This window comes from Hyphomicrobium sp. (assembly GCF_036780825.1).
In the GTDB taxonomy this organism is placed as follows: domain Bacteria; phylum Pseudomonadota; class Alphaproteobacteria; order Rhizobiales; family Hyphomicrobiaceae; genus Hyphomicrobium_C.
This window is the reverse complement of sequence record NZ_DAIQCD010000008.1, coordinates 36,728-51,661: the sequence shown is the minus strand read 5'-3', so window position 1 is coordinate 51,661 and position 14,934 is coordinate 36,728. Positions and strand designations below refer to the sequence as shown.

General features: G+C 63.0%; 19 protein-coding genes. 1 reads left to right on the top strand and 18 read right to left on the bottom strand.

Features of this window, described 5'->3' with window-relative positions:
• Positions 1–125: 125 nt before the first annotated feature.
• The 14 genes from V7P99_RS05610 to V7P99_RS05545 all read right to left on the bottom strand — a co-directional run bounded on the left by V7P99_RS05610 (position 126) and on the right by V7P99_RS05545 (position 11,225).
• The gene (locus tag V7P99_RS05610) at positions 126–1,085 is read right to left on the bottom strand and encodes a flagellin N-terminal helical domain-containing protein (protein WP_333793806.1); all 960 of its coding nucleotides are present in this window, start codon (positions 1,083–1,085) and stop codon (positions 126–128) included.
• Between the two features lie 167 nt (positions 1,086–1,252).
• Positions 1,253–2,191 (bottom strand): flagellin N-terminal helical domain-containing protein, encoded by a 939-nt coding sequence (locus tag V7P99_RS05605; protein WP_333793805.1) that lies wholly within the window; start codon positions 2,189–2,191, stop codon positions 1,253–1,255.
• A 256-nt stretch (positions 2,192–2,447) separates the two neighbouring features.
• Positions 2,448–3,386, bottom strand: a complete 939-nt coding sequence (locus tag V7P99_RS05600; protein WP_333793804.1) for a flagellin N-terminal helical domain-containing protein — start codon at positions 3,384–3,386, stop codon at positions 2,448–2,450.
• A 227-nt stretch (positions 3,387–3,613) separates the two neighbouring features.
• Positions 3,614–4,363: a flagellar type III secretion system pore protein FliP gene (gene fliP / locus V7P99_RS05595; protein WP_333793803.1), complete on the bottom strand. Its 750-nt coding sequence runs from the start codon at positions 4,361–4,363 to the stop codon at positions 3,614–3,616.
• On the bottom strand, positions 4,360–4,848 hold the full coding sequence (locus tag V7P99_RS05590; RefSeq protein ID WP_333793802.1) for a flagellar basal body-associated FliL family protein: 489 nt from the start codon (positions 4,846–4,848) through the stop codon (positions 4,360–4,362). Before V7P99_RS05590 ends, fliP begins: the two co-directional genes overlap by 4 nt.
• A gap of 134 nt (positions 4,849–4,982) precedes the next feature.
• Positions 4,983–5,759, bottom strand: coding sequence for a flagellar basal body L-ring protein FlgH (gene flgH, locus V7P99_RS05585; protein WP_333793801.1), 777 nt, complete (start codon positions 5,757–5,759; stop codon positions 4,983–4,985).
• Positions 5,756–6,706, bottom strand: coding sequence for a MotE family protein (locus V7P99_RS05580; protein ID WP_333793800.1), 951 nt, complete (start codon positions 6,704–6,706; stop codon positions 5,756–5,758). Before V7P99_RS05580 ends, flgH begins: the two co-directional genes overlap by 4 nt.
• An 89-nt stretch (positions 6,707–6,795) precedes the next feature.
• Positions 6,796–7,923, bottom strand: a complete 1,128-nt coding sequence (gene flgI / locus V7P99_RS05575) for a flagellar basal body P-ring protein FlgI (RefSeq protein ID WP_333793799.1) — start codon at positions 7,921–7,923, stop codon at positions 6,796–6,798.
• The gene (gene flgA / locus V7P99_RS05570) at positions 7,920–8,399 is read right to left on the bottom strand and encodes a flagellar basal body P-ring formation chaperone FlgA (protein WP_333793798.1); all 480 of its coding nucleotides are present in this window, start codon (positions 8,397–8,399) and stop codon (positions 7,920–7,922) included. Before flgA ends, flgI begins: the two co-directional genes overlap by 4 nt.
• Before the next feature lie 51 nt (positions 8,400–8,450).
• Positions 8,451–9,239: a flagellar basal-body rod protein FlgG gene (gene flgG, locus V7P99_RS05565; RefSeq protein ID WP_333793797.1), complete on the bottom strand. Its 789-nt coding sequence runs from the start codon at positions 9,237–9,239 to the stop codon at positions 8,451–8,453.
• Between the two features lie 21 nt (positions 9,240–9,260).
• Positions 9,261–9,593 (bottom strand): flagellar hook-basal body complex protein FliE, encoded by a 333-nt coding sequence (locus V7P99_RS05560; RefSeq protein WP_333793796.1) that lies wholly within the window; start codon positions 9,591–9,593, stop codon positions 9,261–9,263.
• The gene (gene flgC / locus V7P99_RS05555; RefSeq protein WP_333793795.1) at positions 9,593–10,012 is read right to left on the bottom strand and encodes a flagellar basal body rod protein FlgC; all 420 of its coding nucleotides are present in this window, start codon (positions 10,010–10,012) and stop codon (positions 9,593–9,595) included. The genes V7P99_RS05560 and flgC overlap by 1 nt, the downstream gene beginning before the upstream one ends.
• Positions 10,013–10,015: 3 nt before the next feature.
• Positions 10,016–10,396, bottom strand: coding sequence for a flagellar basal body rod protein FlgB (flgB, locus tag V7P99_RS05550; RefSeq protein WP_333793794.1), 381 nt, complete (start codon positions 10,394–10,396; stop codon positions 10,016–10,018).
• Positions 10,397–10,571: 175 nt separating this feature from the next.
• Complete coding sequence (locus V7P99_RS05545; RefSeq protein WP_333793793.1) at positions 10,572–11,225, bottom strand: MarC family protein; 654 nt, start codon at positions 11,223–11,225, stop codon at positions 10,572–10,574.
• 238 nt (positions 11,226–11,463) lie between these two features.
• Between V7P99_RS05545 and V7P99_RS05540 the strand changes: the two genes are divergently transcribed.
• Positions 11,464–11,709 carry an usg protein gene (locus V7P99_RS05540; RefSeq protein ID WP_333793866.1) on the top strand — a complete coding sequence of 82 codons (246 nt, stop codon included), beginning with the start codon at positions 11,464–11,466 and terminating at the stop codon, positions 11,707–11,709.
• Between the two features lie 46 nt (positions 11,710–11,755).
• Here the strand turns inward: V7P99_RS05540 and V7P99_RS05535 are convergent, their stop codons facing one another.
• The 4 genes from V7P99_RS05535 to motA form a co-directional block, all read right to left on the bottom strand.
• Positions 11,756–12,229: a hypothetical protein gene (locus V7P99_RS05535; protein WP_333793792.1), complete on the bottom strand. Its 474-nt coding sequence runs from the start codon at positions 12,227–12,229 to the stop codon at positions 11,756–11,758.
• 10 nt (positions 12,230–12,239) lie between these two features.
• On the bottom strand, positions 12,240–13,322 hold the full coding sequence (gene flhB, locus V7P99_RS05530) for a flagellar biosynthesis protein FlhB (protein WP_333793791.1): 1,083 nt from the start codon (positions 13,320–13,322) through the stop codon (positions 12,240–12,242).
• Positions 13,323–13,419: 97 nt separating this feature from the next.
• Positions 13,420–13,803 carry a flagellar motor switch protein FliN gene (gene fliN, locus V7P99_RS05525; protein WP_442909875.1) on the bottom strand — a complete coding sequence of 128 codons (384 nt, stop codon included), beginning with the start codon at positions 13,801–13,803 and terminating at the stop codon, positions 13,420–13,422.
• Positions 13,804–13,851: 48 nt separating this feature from the next.
• Complete coding sequence (gene motA, locus V7P99_RS05520; protein WP_333793790.1) at positions 13,852–14,727, bottom strand: flagellar motor stator protein MotA; 876 nt, start codon at positions 14,725–14,727, stop codon at positions 13,852–13,854.
• Between the last annotated feature and the right edge of the window lie 207 nt (positions 14,728–14,934).

The following is a 14,934-nucleotide window of genomic DNA, read 5'->3' as shown; positions in this document are numbered from 1 at the left end:
AAATTGCCGCCACGTTTAAAAGAGCCAATCGCCGCGACAATTGAGTGAGAGCCGGGCGCTTACGGCTTCAAGAACGAGAGCCGCTCACGCTCACGTGCGACTGCTTAGATTAGATGGCGCTCGATCTAGCCCTGGAAGAGCCTCAGGATCTGCTGCGCCGACTGGTTGGCGATGCCAAGCGCCTGCACGCCCAGCTGCTGGCGGACCTGAAGGGCCTGCAAGCGGGTCGATTCCTCGTTCATGTCTGCATCGACCAGCTGTCCGATGCCGATATCGATGGAATCCATGAGCTTGTTGACGAAGTCCTTTTGCAGGCTGATTCGCGACTTTGCCGCACCGAGCAGGGTCGCCGCGTCGGTCATTCGATCGAGTGCGGCATCGACGGCATCGACCATGGCTTCGAGTGCGAGCAGATCGGTCGGATCGTCCGTAATTTCGCTGATGTCGATGCCGGTGCCGACTCCGGCGACCGAATATGATTTCGTGCCACTTGCGAGCACATAGTCCGTAACTGTATCGAGAATGCCGGTAGCGCTGGCCGGATTGGTTCCACCGATATCGAACAGCATGGTTCCCGTAGCGCCGATATCGACCTCGATGGTCCCAATCGTGATGTTGCCCGTGCTGTCGCGGGAGAACGAGGCGACGATCGTTTTCAGGGTCGGGCCGGTCGAATCGACCTGGAGCCAATTCTCGCCCGAGAAGACCGCAGACCCGGCCGTATTCCTGAGCTCCGCCTGAAGCTCTGCAAGCTCGCTCTGGATCTTCCCGCGGTCGAGACCCGGGGCGCGCGCTGCAACCAGCTTAGCCTTGATCTTTGTGACGGTCTCGATGGCGCTGTTCATGGCGGTGACGGCCACCTCGATGGTGGCGGCGCCGAGCCCGAGCGCGTCCTCAACCGTCGAGACGGCCGCGCGGTCGCTGCGCATCGTCGTCGCGATGGACCAGTAGGCGGCATTGTCGGAGGCGTCCCTCACCTTGAGGCCGGTCGAGACACGGTTCTGGGTGACCAGCATCTCCTTGTTGGTCTGGGCCAGGGTCTGCAGCGCGGTCATGGCCGCAATGTTGGTATTCAAGCTGCTCATGACAGCGCCCCTCCACCGATTCGCAGGCCATTGTTCCTGCCGAACCTTGTGTGGGGATTACGGAGGGATGGCGCCTGCGACAGCAGCCCGCGCGCTCAAAAAAGAGAAAAGCCCGCAAACCCTTCCGGATTTACGGGCCTTCTCGAAAAGGCAGCTGAGAAGGAGACTTACTGGAACAGTCTCAGGATCTGCTGCGCTGACTGGTTGGCGATGCCGAGCGCTTGGACGCCGAGTTGCTGGCGCACTTGCAGTGCTTGTAGTCGCGTCGATTCCTCGTTCATATCCGCATCGACGAGTTGCCCGACACCCGTATCGATGGCGTCGATCAGGCTCTTTGCGAAATCCCTCTGAATATCGATGCGGGTCTTCACGGCACCGAGGCTGGTGGCTGCATCGGTCATCTTATCGATGGCCGTGTCCACCGTCTCCATCATGTGAACGATGGCCGCAAGATCATCCGTATCGTCCGTGAACGCCGAGATGTCCAAGGTCAGAACTGTGTAGGCACTCGAGGCGCTTGAGCTGCTCGTTACCGATGTATTGAGAATACCGCTGACGCTGCCCGACGATCCGGCAGTATCGATCAGGCGCAAGTCATCGAGATCGACGGTGATGGTGCCGATCTCGATCGATCCATCAGCCGCGCGCGAGAAGGACGACACCAGCGTGCGGGTTGTCGTGTTCGCGCCGCTGTCACCCGTAAGCCAGTTCTGTCCGTTGAACGTGGCGCCGTTCACGATGCTCTTGAGCGAATCCTGCAGTTCCTTGATCTCGCTTTGGATCTTTGTGCGATCCACGCCCGGCGTGCGGGCCGCGAGAAGCTTGTCCTTGAGCTTGCCGGCCACCTCGATGGCGCTCTCGATGCCCTTCGCCGCGATCTCCGCGGTTGCCGAGCCAAGGCCGAGAGCGTCGAGGACCGTCGAAAGAGAAGAGCGGTCTCCGCGCATGGTCGTTGCGATGGACCAGTAGGCGGCGTTGTCGGAAGCGTCTGCAACCCTATAGCCCGTCGAGACGCGATTCTGGGTGACCAGCATCTCCTTGTTGGTCTGGTTGAGGCTCTGCAACGCGGTCATGGCCGCGATGTTGGTATTGATACTGCTGGCCATCGTTCTGGATTCCCTATCCGACTGGTCTGTCCCGCTCCGAGTCGGGCTTCAGCAGAGAAAGTAGGATGTGTTGCTTACCGAACCGTTAAAGTGTGTTCCAAAATCACCAAGTTGGGCGGCAGAAGGCTCATGCACCGTCCCCTTCGCAAGCTTGGGGAAAGCCTCAGGCAAGCTTCGAAAATAACTGAAGAAAAGCAAAAAGGCCGCACCCTGATGGATGCGGCCTCTCGGAAACGTCGGGAGTGTTCGACGATTTTTATCGGAAGAGCGACAGGATCGACTGGGCGCCCTGGTTGGCGATACTGAGCGCCTGGATGCTGAGCTGCTGCTTGACCTGCAGCGCCTGCAATCGCGTCGATTCCTCGTTCATGTCGGCATCGACGAGTTGCCCGATGCCCTTGTCGATAGCTGCCTTCATGCTATCGGCGAAATTCTTCTGAATATCGATGCGGGTCTTCACGGCGCCGAGGCTGCTCGCCGCATCGGTCATCTTGCCGATCGCCGTATCCACGTGCTTGACCATGGCTTCGATCAGCGCCAGGTCGTCGGCGCTATCCGTCAGCTCCCCGATATCAAGCGTCAGGACGGTGCCCGCGCTCGAGCCGCCCGAACCGACCGATACCGTTTCGTCGAGGATGCCGCTGACGCTGCCGCCCGAGCCCGCACTCGCGGTGTCCATGAGCCGCGTGGCATCGAGATCTACGGTGATCGTGCCGATCGAGATCGAGCCGTCGCTGCTGCGCGTGAAAGAAGAAACGATCGAACGCTCGGTGTCGGTCGAGCTATCGCCCGTGAGCCAGTTCTGACCATTGAAGCTCGCGCCGTTGATGACGCTCTTGAGGGAATCCTGGAGCTCCGAAATCTCGCTCTGGATCTTGCTCCGGTCGACGCCGGGCGTGCGGGCCGCAAGCAGCTTGTCCTTGATCTTGCCGGCGATGTCGATCGCGCTTTCCATGCCCTTGGCAGCGATCTCTGCCGTGGCCGAGCCGAGGCCGAGTGCATCGGAGACTGTCGAAATGGACGAGTGATCACCGCGCATCGTCGTTGCGATGGACCAATAGGCCGCATTATCGGAGGCGTCGGCGACGCGAAGACCGCTGGAAATGCGGTTCTGGGTCCGGAGCATATCCGCGTTGGTCGACCGCAGGGCTTGCAGCGCGGTCATGGACGCGATGTTCGTGTTGATGCTACTCATGTGTACTACCTTACGCTACACCATAACGGCCGACTTCGTGGCCGCGCTACACCGCAGCAGCGCGTTCGGGCGTACTCCCCCAAAAAGCCGTTCTGCCACTCTGGGAACTATAGGTGCGATATATTGATCGCGAGTTAAGCTCGCGCCCGAACTCGCCAGGTTTCTCCGTTTTCGAAGAAATTTAGCGAGGTATCTGCATCTCGCAAATGAGAGTTGCAGTGCGATGACTACGGAAACGACCGCACAAGCCCGCCGATCAGCAAATTCCAACCGTCGATCAGCACAAAGAACAAAACCTTAAAGGGCAGGCTCATCACGGTTGGTGGCAGCATCATCATGCCCATGCTCATGGTGAGCGTCGCCACGATCAGGTCGATGACCAGAAATGGCAGCACCACGAGAAAACCCATCTCGAAGCCCCGCCTCAGCTCGGAGATCATGAACGCCGGAATAAGAACGCGCAGCTCGATCTCCGCATCCGGTGCGCGCGGGCCAAACCGCTCCTCCGCCAGCTCTTCGAACAGCTCGAGATCCTTCGGCCGCACATTGGCGCGCATGAACTCCCTCAGCGGCTGAGTGATCTGCGTATAGGCTTCCTCCTCGCTGATCTTGTCCTCTGCGAAGGGCTTGAGGCCGTTCTGCCAGACCCGATCGAAGGTGGGCGCCATGACATAAAAGGTCATGAACAGCGCCAGGCTCACCAGGATCATGTTGGCGGGCGTCGTCTGCAGGCCGAGGCCGGAACGGAGCAGCGCCAGCACGATGACGAACCTCGTGAAGCAGGTCACCATCATCAAGAGCCCCGGCGCCACCGACAGCAGGGTGATCAGCAGGATGAGCTGCACCATGCGCCCGGTTACGGTCTGCTCGCCCGCCGGCAGAAGAGCTTCGAGATTGAAGCCCTGCGCGAGCGCCGCCGCAGGCCACGCCACCGTCAGAAGAACCAAGAGAAACGAGAGAGCTGAAAGCCGCCTCATTCGACCACAACCCCGTGAATGATGACGTCCTTGATGTGCTCGCGCCCGCGGATCATCGCTCTGTCGACGAGGTCCTCTCGAAGGTTCTGGAAGCCGCTCGGCCCTTCGAACTGGGACAGCGATGCGGTCCTGAGATAGGCGACGAAGTCCTCCGCCAACCGCGCCGCCAGAACATCCGCGCCCTCAACCTTCTGATCGACAAGCAGCGATGCCTCGATCCGGATCCAGGTATCTCGGGGTTGCGCGAGATTGACGACGAGCGGCGGCAGGGCGACCAGGCGCGAGGTTGCCGGCACGGCCGCGGCGGCCTTGTTTCGCGCCTTTGCCGATGGCGTTTCCACGTCGCTCTCCACCTGCACGGCCGTTGGCTCATCGGAGATGAGCATCCCGAAGCCCGCGCCGAAACCGAGCGCGACCACCGTCACGATCGCGAACCCGACTAGGCTGCCCGCCTTCCCTCCTTCTTGCGCATCGACGCTGGCCACGTTTCAGCTCCCCAGAATTCCTCCCGAAGCCGAGAGCCCGCATGGCTCCGCCGGAGTCGTCATTTGCATCGCCCGGCCCGGTCTTCGTTTGCATGCTCCCGCCATGACAGAGGTCCCGCTTCTCCGAACGGACCTTAGAACGGCGTGAGCAGGTCGAAGAGTTGCTGCCCGACTGCCGGCTGCTGCACTTCCATGATGCGGCCGCGGCCACCATAGGAGATGCGCGCCTCGGCGATCTTGTCGTAGGATATCGTGTTGTCCGTGGAGATATCGCGCGGGCGCACGATGCCGGCGACGCCGAGTTCACGCACGTCGTAGTTGACGCGCACCTCCTGGCTGCCGCTGATGATCAGGTTGCCGTTTGGCAGCACACCCGTGACCACGGCTGCAATCAGAAGCTCGATCTTCTCCGAGCGCGTAATCCCGCCCTTGCTATCGGTCGACGTCTCGGCATCGACTTGCGCATCGACCGAAAGGTCGCCCTGGTGTGCGAGCCCGCCGGTCGTCTGGAAATCATAGCCGAGCTTCGGCTTGAGGGTCGACTTCGCGTCCCGCGAGCGCTTGGAATTGTTGTCGAGCGTCGCCTTGTCCTTGATCGAGATCTTGACCGTCACCACATCGCCGATCTTGCGCGCGCGCGGATCGCGGAACAGATCGGCGCTCGCGTCCTGCCAAATCGAGTTGCCGGGCCGATACGCAGGCTGCGGCGAAGGCTCCGCCGGCAGCGGAACCCGGTCGGCAAGAAGCCCCGAACCCACCGCCGTCAGCGCGGGAGGCCGATTGATGTCGCCGGGGTTCACCGCGCATCCCGCAGCCGAGACGAGCAAGGCCAGCACGCTTGCGAGCAGCGGAGCACGCAAGAGAGCGGATGTCTCCTGCTGTCCTGGCTTCGCTATGTTCTGCCGTCTCATGTCCCGGATCCTTCCGCGGGCATGCTCTCTCCGGACGGCGAACCGCCGTCTCCGGCTTGCGGCGCCCCATCGGCAGCTTCGGCACCGGCTTGCGCAGCAGTCTTCCGCTTGGCGGGCGGCAATTTCGATGCCCCCGAGATGATGGTGGCAATCTTGGCCGCGCGTTCGGGGTCCATCTCGGCCATGATCTGGCTGGCCACCTTCGTCTCGAGCTTCATTACGAGAGCCGCGGCGATCCTCTCGTCGATCGTCGCGATCTGCTCAGCCGCCGCATCGGGCCGCATGCGCGCATAGAACCCCACGAGCTTTTCGTGAGCCTTACGTGCGAAATCATCACGCTTGGCGAGCCATTGCTTGTATTCCTCGGTCTTGGCCTCGAGCTTGCGCGCTTTCTTGTCGAGCTCGGCCTCCATCTCGCGAATCTTCTTCGCCTGCCACGCAAAGCGCGCATCCGCCGCAGTATCGGCCGTGTTGAAGCAGTATTGCTGGGCCTCGCTGGCGTCCGGCGGCAGGGCATCCAGCGGCCCCGGCTTCTTGAAGATCGGCTCGCCCGCGCGCTCATTGCTTTCCGGTGAAGCTCCCGCATCGTCCTGCGCTTTGGGGGCAGCGGCCGTCATCGCCGGACGCTGTGTCGGCCGGACCGGCGAAAGATCGGGAAGCGGCACGGCAGCGCGGGGCGCGGTCGCCGGGGCGGGCGTTCCCGCCCGCGCTGGCGCATCAGTCGCTGGCAAAGCGCCGGTCTCGACCGGAGACCAGCCGGCTTGAGGCTGCGGGCTGCGTACCGGCGGCGGGGGGGCCGTGTCGCGCGGAGAGGGGAAGAAGCGCGGATCGATATTCGTCGGCTCCCGGTTCATCGCTCCGGGCACATCCCCGTGCAGCGTCCCTCCCGGAGCAGTTGCCACCGTTGGGGTCCAGCCCTGCTGCGCCATGCCTGGCGAAACCGTCATCGGCCCAGCGAAAGCCAATACGGCAATCGTAACGCTAAAACGCCCGAGCCTCCGCCTCGCTCCTCTCTCCCGTGCACTGCCGGCTTGCGTCATTGCACTACGAGCTCCGCCTGCAGAGCTCCGGATGTCTTGATGGCCTGAAGGATGGCGATGATGCCGGTGGGCTTGAGCCCCATCATGTTGAGGCCGCGCACCAGCGTCTCGAGGTTCGTCCCGCCCATGATGGCGAGATTGGCGCCCTCCTGGTTGACCGAGACGAAGGTCTCGGGAACGACAACCGTCTCTCCATCCGAGAACGGCTCCGGCTGCGAGACGTTGGCGCCTTCCGTGATGCGCACCGTAAGGTTGCCATGCGACACGGCAACCGTCGCGATCTGCACCTCGCGGCCGATGACGACGGTCCCCGTCCGCTCATCGATCACCACGCGCGCCGGGCTGTCGGCATCCGTATAAAGCTCTCCGATCTCCGCCAGGAAGCGCGCGGCGCTCACGTTGTAGGGCCTCTGAAGACTGACGCTCCTGAGATCCTGCTCGCGCGCCACGCGGCGGCCATAGCGCTCGCGTGCGAAGGCGTTGATCGTGTCCGCGATGCGGACCGCCGTGCTGAAATCCGGGTTCCGCAATTCGAGAACCAGCGTCGCTTCATCGTCGAGGGCGCCGGCCACCTCGCGCTCGACGAGGGCACCATTCGGAATACGTCCGGTCGTCGGCACGTTTTGGCTCACCGATTCGGCGCGCCCCTGCACCGAGAACCCGCTGACGGCCACCGGCCCCTGCGCCACCGCATAGATCGCCGCATCCGCCCCCGAAAGCGGTGTCATCACGAGCGAGCCTCCGGCCAGCGACGTGGCATCGCCGAGCGATGAAACGGTCACATCGATGCGCGAACCGGCGCCCGCGAACGGCGGCAGGTCCGCCGTCACCAAAACGGCCGCGATATTGCGGGTCCGCGAGTTTGCGTGACGGATGTTGACGCCCATCTGATCGAGCATCGATTGCAGCGACTGCGCCGTGAACGGCGAGTTGCGCAGGCTATCGCCGGTTCCGTTGAGGCCGACCACGAGGCCGTATCCCACGAGCTGGTTGGCGCGCACACCCTGCACCGCGGTGATGTCCTTGATCCGTACGGCGCCGTCTCTGCCCGCCCAGGCCGTCGAGCCAACCGGCACCGCGGCAACAAGAGCGAGAAGCAGGAGCATGCCCGGAAAACGGCTCATGGCATTCCCACCCGGACCGTGCCGTCGGGCTGCACTGTGCCGCGGATCGTCGTGCCGCTGTCGGTATTGCGCAGGCTGATCACATCGCCGGAAGATCCCGGCTGCAGTGGCACCGCCGTGGCGGAGATGAGCAGCGCGCCGGATTTGAAGATGACGACGGCGGGCTGCCCTTGAAGAACCGCGAACGGCTCGCGCACCGCGCCTGACGATACCGGCACGTTGGGCAGCAGCGTGCCGCGCGCCACCTTGCCGACGAGAGCCGCCCGGTTCGTCGCCAGCCCGCGCGTATCCGTGCTCTGGCTGCGGAAGCTTTTGTCGATCAGCATCTCATCGGTGATGACGTTGCCGGGATAGATGGTGATGCGCGGCACCGGCAGCACGGTCTCGCGCGCATGCGCTACGGCGGCCGGCAGCATCGCGCCACCGGCGGCCAAGCCGAGCAGCCCCCAAGCCAGGAGCGCGACTTTGCCCATCATCCCTGTCGTAGCGGGCCTTCGTCCGCGCACCATTGGCGTCATGCTACCTCGCTACCGCATGTTGTTGGCGACCGTGCCGTACATCGAGTCGACCGTCTGTATAACCTTGGAGTTCATCTCGTAGGCGCGCTGCGCCGAGATGAGCTGTGTAATCTCCTTCACCGCATCCACGTTCGAGTTCTCGAGATAGCCCTGGTGGATGCGCCCGTAACCGGGGTCTCCCGGCACGCCCGTCACCGGATCGCCCGACGATTCCGTCTGCCTGTAGAGATTGCCGCCCATGGGCTCGAGCCCCGCGTCGTTGACGAACGTGGCGAGCGTGAGCTGGCCGAGAAGCTGCGGCTCTATCTGGTTCGGGATCGTCACATAGACTTCGCCCGTCTCGTTCACGATGATGTCGGTCGCGTCTTCCGGCACCGTCATCGCCGGCTGAACTTCGTAGCCGTCCAGCGTGACGATCACGCCGTCTGCATTCTTGTTGAAGGCGCCGTCGCGTGTGTAGAACGTCTCGCCCTCGGCCCCAGTGATCTGGAACCAGCCGCGCCCGTTGAGCGCGAGATCGAGCTTGTTCGTGGTCTGCGCGAGCGAGCCCTGCTGATGGAGATTTCGGATCGCGGCCGTGCGCACGCCGAGGCCCACGTAAGCGCCTTCCGGCACCGCCGCCTGTCCGCCGCGCGCCGGAGCGCCGAGCGCACGCTCCGCCTGATAGAGCAAATCCGTGAACTCCGCCCGCGCCCGCTTGAAGCCGGTGGTGTTGATGTTCGCGATGTTGTTCGCGATCACTTCGAGGTTGGTCTGCTGCGCATTCATACCCGTCGCAGCGATGGAAAGCGCTCTCATGAAACTGCCTCAGCTAATCCGCTAGATCGTCATGCGGCTGATTTCGAGATAGGCGGAGACGACCTTGTCCCGGATCGCGATGCTGGCCTGAAGCGTCTGCTCCGAGGCCATCACGGCTTCCACCACCTGTTGTGTCGTCGCTTGGCCGCGCACGCCGGCAACGGCCACTTCCTCGCCCTGCTTCAGTGTGCTGATCGCCTCCAGCGTCATGCGCCCGAGCACGGTGCCGAAGTCGGTCGGGAGCGTCTCGGCCACCGCCGCCGGGTTCGGCGTGGTGACGACGGGCGCCGGCTGCGCCAGACCCTGCGCGCTACCGAGACCGTGAGGAGAAACCTTCCCGACGCCGTCCAGCATCACGAGCTCCTGAGCAGGTCGATGGTCATCGACGAGAGAGAGCGCGCCTGCTTGATGACTTGCAGGTTCGCCTCATAGGACCGGTTCGATTCCCGCATATCCGCGAGCTCGACCAGCATGTCTACGTTCGGTAGCTTGACGTTTCCGTCAGCATCGGCCGCCGGATGCCCCGGGTCGAACTCGACGCGATAGGGCCTTTTGTCGATATCGACGCGATCCACCTTTACGAGATTGGCGCCCGATACGTCGTCGAGAACCGATTCGAAGCTCACCGTCTTGCGCGTGTAGGGTTGCGCACCGGGCGTCGAGCCCGTGGTCGTGGCGTTGGCGAGGTTCTCGGACACGACCAGCATGCGCCGGGACTGCGCCTCGAGCCCCGACGATGCCACTTGGATCGCAACTTTGATCGGATCGATCATCGACTACCCCCGTGACGCCGCCAGCAGCATGCGATGGAACGTCTTCATGACCCCAGTATTGCGCGCGTATGCACCCGAGACCTCACCCGACTTCAGCATCTGCTCCTCGAGGCTGACGCTGTTGCCCGAATGCACGATCTGCCACTTGCCGTTTTCTTCCGTCTGGGCATCGGCGCCCGCCGCGCCCGACGGGCTGAGATGGCGCGGCTCGGTCCGCCGCATCTCGATGCCGGTCGCGTTGAGAACGGCATCGAACGGCTCGACGTCGAGCGCCTTGTAGCCCGGCGTATTCACGTTCGCGACGTTCTGCGCCACCACCGACTGACGCACGGTGAGCCAGCGGTTTTGCTGCGACGCGAGTGAGAAGAAGTTGATGGCGTCCATGGAAGCGCGGGCCTCGCCCCTGGACCGAGATCGCTTGCGGCCTTGAGCCCGCAAGTTGAATCATCGGCCGCACCGAAAAGCTGCCCCGGTTTTAGGTCTTCAATCTTGTCCGAAGCTTATACCGGCGCCGCTGCGGCCCCGCGGCGGGCCGAGAAAGACACGCTCTCAGAATGCGTTAATGGAGCAGCGCCGCACCCGCGCCGCCGATCAGCCCGCTCCCCTGAAGACCGTCGAAAAGAGCCTGCACGGCGATCGCCGCAAGCAGGATACCGAACACGCGCATGAGGACCCGCTGCGCCGTCACGCCGATGAAGCGGGTCATCTCATGGGCCGCGAGGAGGAGCGCGAATGTCAGCGCCATGACCGCGCAAAGCGCCGCCACGACCGCGCCGAGCTCGAGCGCATCTCCGCCTGCTTTGGCCGCCATGAGGATCCCGGCGCTCATGGCTCCCGGCCCTGCGAGCAGCGGCGTCGCCAGCGGGAAGACGGCGAGATCATCCTTGCGCTGCGCCTCGGCGCCTTCCGATGGCGTCAGCTTGAAGGCGCTCGTCGGTCGCGCGAACACCATGTCGAGCGCGATCACGAGCAGGATGATGCCGCCCGCCGTCTGCAATGCCGGGATGGAGACGCCGAGTTGCTTCAGCAGCGGCCCGCCCGCGATCGTCGAGGCGAGGAGGATCGAGCTGGCGATGGCGGTTGCCCGCACCGCGATCCGCCGCCGGCCCGCCTGCGAAACGCCGGGCGTGAGCGTTGCGAAGATCACGGCCGCTTCGACGGGACCGACGGTTGCGAAGAATGTCGTGAAGCTGGTGAGCGCCGCAGCCAGCAATGTCGCCTCGTTTGTTATGCTGCCTCGTTGACAGGCCGCCCACTACGCGGCGGGCCATGACCTCGAACGAAGCGCTTCGCCTTGTCCGCACGTTGTTAGCAGCATCTGCGATCTGCTGCTAAATACATGATTTTTATAAACAATATTGAAAGCGCACGCAACTCGCTTTACGCTCGTTCCATCACGCCTGCAATACCGGAGGCCACCTTTGAGCACTGCCGACACCGACTTCGTCCGCATGCTTGCGGGCTATAGCCTGACCACCGCCGAGATCATCTATCGCCTGCCCGATCACCCGCATCTGATGCAGAGCTACATCTGGCAGGATTACGATCTTCATCCGCGCTTTCCCAAGCTGAAGGGCTTCCTCGATTTCTGGTCACGCAATCTCGAGGGCAAGCTGCATCACGTGCTCGTCGCCCATTCCAGTCTCATCAAGCCGTGCGAGCTGCGCCTCGTCGGAACCGAGGTCAGGCTGAACTGACTAAAGCGAGCCTGCCCGTCGCGGGCTGGCTGGCCGCGCAACCATATCACAGCCCCGTCCGCATCTCCGTATGCGGCCGGGGCCGCCTGCTCCGCGACACGGGCACGATCCGCGCATCCTCGATCGCTTCAATGAGCCGTGCCGTATTTTTGTCGGGGTCTTCCGACCCGCCCTCGAATGACACATAGCTGATCTCGATCCCGGCCTTGAGCGACTGCAGCACCATGCGGAAGTAGGCCGAGACGTTGAGATGGTGAAATTCCATGTCGAGCGAGATGGTGGGCGCAGAGCCCCACGGCAGGTCCACCTCTCCCGAAAGCCCAAAGCTGATCGTTCCAGGCTTGAAGAACATCTCCGTCGACGAATTGACGAGGTTGCGCAAATTGCCGAACTGCTCCGTGCGGATGTAGGCGATGAAATCGGCAGGATCGATCAGCCGCAACTCCGAGGCGACGTCCCGTAGGCCTTCCGCCAGCGCCTTCTCCCGCTCGCGGGAGTAATCATTGCCCTGTTTCAGCATATCTCGATCCTCACCCGGCCGGCCGCGTCTGCCGCCCTCGCTGTCCGAGGAATAGGATGACGCCCGCGACGGCCTTGTAGAACTCCGGTGGAATCATCTTATCCACCTCGACGCTTGCGTAGAGCGAACGTGCGAGAGAACGGTCCTGGTAGATCGGTATTCCATTCTGCTCGGCGATGAATCGGATTTTGAGTGCGATGAGGTCTTTGCCCTTCGCCACCACCACCGGTGCTCCGCCCTCTTCGCGCACGTAGCGCAGCGCGACAGAGTAATGCGTCGGGTTGGCGATGATCAGCGTCGCCTTCGGCACCGCCGCGATCATGCGCCGCCGCGAGCGGTCTCTTTGCAACGAGCGGAGGCGCATCTTGACCAGCGGATCGCCTTCCGCCTGCTTGTGCTCGTCTTTCACTTCCTGGCGGGTCATGCGGAGATCCCGTCGCCACGAGAAGCGGCTCCAGGCAAGATCCGCTGCGACCAGCACCGCCGTTGCCGCCACCACCGCCGAGAGGAAGCGCACGCTGAGATCCTGCATCAGCTTCGGTGTGGCCGTCGGCTCCATGAAGAGCGCGTTGAAGATATCGACGTACGAGCTTTTCAGCGCCACGTATCCGGCCAGCGCCACGATCGAAAGCTTGAACACGCTCTTCAGGAACTCGACCTGTCCCTTGACGCCGAAAATACGGCTCCAGCCCTTGACGATGGAGATCCGGTCGAGCTTCGGCTCGATGCGGTTGCTTACGAATTGCGGCTGGTTCTGCAGCGCGCCGCCTGCGACACCGGCGATGGCAAGCGCCGCGATGATCGGTGCGATGAATTTTCCGCATTCGATCGCCAGGACGTACATGATCGCCGAGGCATCCGCCCCATTGGCGAGGAGGAAGCTTTCCGGGCGGTCGATGAAGCTCTCGAGCGTGTAGCGAAGCTTGAGCGCATTGTCCGGGACGAAGAAGACAGCTGCGATCAGGATCGCAAGCATTGACGCGAACACGGTGGCTTCGCGCGAATGCGGGACTTGGCCCTTGTCGAGCGAGTCCCGGATTTTCTTCTCGGTTGCCTCTTCTGTTTTACTCTCTTTGTCCGGCTGCTCTGCCATCGGGTGGACCTGCTCGGCCTAGAGCCTGATTGTTTGGAATGCGAGCAGTGCGATCGTCATGGCGCGAGGCTCCCGCATGTGAACCGCGAACGCCGCCTCAAGCGACGCGCGTCGGCGTGCTCGTTCCGATCACCTCGGTGAGGGAGACGCCGAAGCGCGAGTTGTCCTCGTCGAGCACCACGACCTCCCCGCGCGCAATGACGCGCCCGTTGACCACCACGTCCACCGGCTCGCCGACCTTCCGGTCGAGTGGCACGACGGCTCCGCGCCCGAGTTTTAGCACGCTGGCCACGGGCATCGTCGCCGATCCGAGCACGACCTTGACCGAGACCGGGATCTGCAGAACGGTTTCGAGATGCCGCGGTCTCTCCGCGGAAGCTGCCGCGGGCCTCGCCTCGGGCGGCGCGTCCGCTTGCATGGACTCGGCGATGCTTTGCAGCTCGGCTGCTGCGGAACGGATATCAGAACCTTCCTGGCTCATTTCTCTCGACCTGCGTTGCTCTCTGCAAATCTAAATCCAAGGTGGCGGCTATGCCGCCTTCCGTGCGTCTCCCCCGCCGCCAAGCGTTTCCGCCTCCACCTCGTCGATCGTCGGACGCTCATGAGCGGAGATGGTTTTCCGGCCATACTCCACGGCCACCTGCGGCATGGCTCCGTTCATGAAAGCGAGCAGCGTCTGCTTGGTTACGATGTAAAGGCGCATCTGCTTCTCGCGTCCCGATTTCACCTTGCTCGCCAGCGGTGCAAACACGCCATAGGAAAAGAAGATACCCGCAAACGTGCCGACAAGCGCCGCTCCAATCAGGTGCCCAAGCACCTCCGGCGGCTCCGTGATGGCGCCCATGGCCTTGATGACGCCGAGCACCGCCGCAATGATACCGATCGCCGGCAGTCCGTCCGCGACATTGGAAAGTGCATAGTAGGCCTTGAGCTTGTCGTTGCGCAGCGTCTGGATCTCTTCGTCCATCAGCGCCTCGACCTCGTGCGTACGCGCATTGCCGATGATGATCAGACGGCAATAATCGCAGATGAAAGTCGTGAGTTCCTTGTTCGCAAGCACGCTGCCGAATTTCTGGAAGATCGACGACTCTTCCGGCATGTCGATGTGCTTCTCGACCTCGTTCCGCGGCTTGCTGCGCAGCTCGCGCATGAGCGAGTAGAGCAGTCCCATCACATCCAGGTACTCGCGGCCGGAGGGCGCACCCTTGCCGAACGCTTCGCCAAACCCCTTGCCGGTGTCCTTAATCACCTTCATCGAGTTGGCGACGATGAACGTTCCGAGGGAGGTGCCGAGAATGATCACGAACTCCCACGGCTGCCAGAGCACATCCACATGCCCACCCATGGCGACGTAGCCACCGAGCATGCAGCCGAGCATTACGACAAGGCCGAGGATGATCGTCACGAGGAACCTCGCGCGTTAAGGGTTGTACGGCATTACTGACGCCGCGTCCTTGCGCGAGCCTGACGACATGCGAAGGATGCAAGAAGCCCCAGAGCCTGATCGTTTGAGGTGGGCGGACACGCACCCACCGAGAACGTGGCTCAGTCTCTCAGACAAAGACCTGGAGCAGGCACGCGCCGCAAAGACAAGTCTACCAAGCGTGAGCAT

What these genes read in the sequence shown, in the direction of transcription:
- V7P99_RS05560 (WP_333793796.1), bottom strand. Translation starts at nt 9,593, where the DNA reads ATGCTGGACGGCGTCGGGAAGGTTTCTCCTCACGGTCTCGGTAGCGCG.
- V7P99_RS05610 (WP_333793806.1), bottom strand. Translation starts at nt 1,085, where the DNA reads ATGAGCAGCTTGAATACCAACATTGCGGCCATGACCGCGCTGCAGACC.
- flgI (WP_333793799.1), bottom strand. Translation starts at nt 7,923, where the DNA reads ATGAGCCGTTTTCCGGGCATGCTCCTGCTTCTCGCTCTTGTTGCCGCG.
- fliP (WP_333793803.1), bottom strand. Translation starts at nt 4,363, where the DNA reads ATGAGGCGGCTTTCAGCTCTCTCGTTTCTCTTGGTTCTTCTGACGGTG.
- V7P99_RS05600 (WP_333793804.1), bottom strand. Translation starts at nt 3,386, where the DNA reads ATGAGTAGCATCAACACGAACATCGCGTCCATGACCGCGCTGCAAGCC.
- V7P99_RS05535 (WP_333793792.1), bottom strand. Translation starts at nt 12,229, where the DNA reads ATGCTGAAACAGGGCAATGATTACTCCCGCGAGCGGGAGAAGGCGCTG.
- flgB (WP_333793794.1), bottom strand. Translation starts at nt 10,396, where the DNA reads ATGGACGCCATCAACTTCTTCTCACTCGCGTCGCAGCAAAACCGCTGG.
- V7P99_RS05540 (WP_333793866.1), top strand. Translation starts at nt 11,464, where the DNA reads ATGCTTGCGGGCTATAGCCTGACCACCGCCGAGATCATCTATCGCCTG.
- V7P99_RS05580 (WP_333793800.1), bottom strand. Translation starts at nt 6,706, where the DNA reads ATGACGGTTTCGCCAGGCATGGCGCAGCAGGGCTGGACCCCAACGGTG.
- fliN (WP_442909875.1), bottom strand. Translation starts at nt 13,803, where the DNA reads ATGAGCCAGGAAGGTTCTGATATCCGTTCCGCAGCAGCCGAGCTGCAA.
- flgG (WP_333793797.1), bottom strand. Translation starts at nt 9,239, where the DNA reads ATGAGAGCGCTTTCCATCGCTGCGACGGGTATGAATGCGCAGCAGACC.
- flgA (WP_333793798.1), bottom strand. Translation starts at nt 8,399, where the DNA reads ATGATGGGCAAAGTCGCGCTCCTGGCTTGGGGGCTGCTCGGCTTGGCC.
- V7P99_RS05605 (WP_333793805.1), bottom strand. Translation starts at nt 2,191, where the DNA reads ATGGCCAGCAGTATCAATACCAACATCGCGGCCATGACCGCGTTGCAG.
- flhB (WP_333793791.1), bottom strand. Translation starts at nt 13,322, where the DNA reads ATGGCAGAGCAGCCGGACAAAGAGAGTAAAACAGAAGAGGCAACCGAG.
- flgC (WP_333793795.1), bottom strand. Translation starts at nt 10,012, where the DNA reads ATGATCGATCCGATCAAAGTTGCGATCCAAGTGGCATCGTCGGGGCTC.
- flgH (WP_333793801.1), bottom strand. Translation starts at nt 5,759, where the DNA reads ATGAGACGGCAGAACATAGCGAAGCCAGGACAGCAGGAGACATCCGCT.